Here is a 1049-nt window from a genome sequence, read left to right on the forward strand (position 1 = left end):
TAAATAACGTGAGTTCGATATAATTTTACTACAAATACGTAAAAATATTTGCACAAAAAAGCAAAAGCTAGTATATTTAAAGTGCTAATTTTCAAATAAATACTAAACTTTTGCTTATGCTTTCGCTAGATAAAATTACTACTATTTTTTGCTCTATTGATGATTTTTGTAAAGATTTTGTTCCAAACTGGGAAAATCAACTCCTTTCAAACGGAAAAAAAAGAATAAAAAAATCCAATTTATCCCTTTCAGAAATTATCACAATTCAAGTCCTTTTTCATATTTCTGGTTATAGAAACTTCAAGACTTTTTATCTTGATTATGTGTCTAATTTTTTGATAAATGAATTTCCAAATTTGGTTAGTTACAATCGAATGGTAGAACTGAAATCTACATCTTTTATACCAATGATGATTTATTTAAAAACCAAAGGTTTGGCAGACTGTACAGGTATTAGTTTTGTAGATTCTACACCATTAAGAGTTTGTGACAAAAGAAGAATCCATCAAAATAAAACTTTTAAAGGCTTTGCTCAAAGAGGACAATGTTCCTTAGGTTGGTTTTATGGATTTAAGCTTCATATTGTAACTAATGATTGTGGAGGAATCATTGATTTTATGCTTACTCCTGCCAATGTTCACGACACTTCTCCTTTGAAAATGAAAGGATTCATAAAGAAACTATATGGTAAACTTTTTGGTGACAAAGGATATCTTTCCAAAGAACTTTTCCAAGATCTATTTTCAAACGGAATACATCTTGTTACCAAATTAAGAAAGAATATGAAAACTAAACTTGCAACACCGATTCAAGACGCATTTCATCTAAGAAAAAGAGCTATAATTGAAACTATTTTTGATCAATTAAAAAATATTTTCCAAGTAGAACATTCAAGAAATCGTTCTCAAACCAACTACTTCAATAACATTTTCTCTGCACTGATTGCATATAATTTTGCAGAGAAAAAACCGTCTTTGAAAAACAACTTTGTAGATACAAAACAATTGGTTCTTTTTCAATAAGTTTATATCGAACTCACGTTAAATAAA

Annotated in this window: 1 protein-coding gene; it reads left to right on the forward strand. The window is 28.3% G+C overall.

Annotation, left to right across the window (positions count from 1 at the left end; all coding sequences use genetic code 11):
• Positions 1–116: 116 nt before the first annotated feature.
• Positions 117–1022 carry an IS982 family transposase gene (locus B6A10_RS16235; RefSeq protein ID WP_055090135.1) on the forward strand — a complete coding sequence of 302 codons (906 nt, stop codon included), beginning with the start codon at positions 117–119 and terminating at the stop codon, positions 1020–1022.
• The last annotated feature ends 27 nt before the right edge of the window (positions 1023–1049 follow it).

Source organism: Flavobacterium pokkalii (assembly GCF_014596575.1).
Classification (GTDB): domain Bacteria; phylum Bacteroidota; class Bacteroidia; order Flavobacteriales; family Flavobacteriaceae; genus Flavobacterium; species Flavobacterium pokkalii.

Excerpts from the sequence above, each read along its gene's own strand:
- B6A10_RS16235 (WP_055090135.1), top strand. The coding sequence starts at position 117 with ATGCTTTCGCTAGATAAAATTACTACTATTTTTTGCTCTATTGATGAT.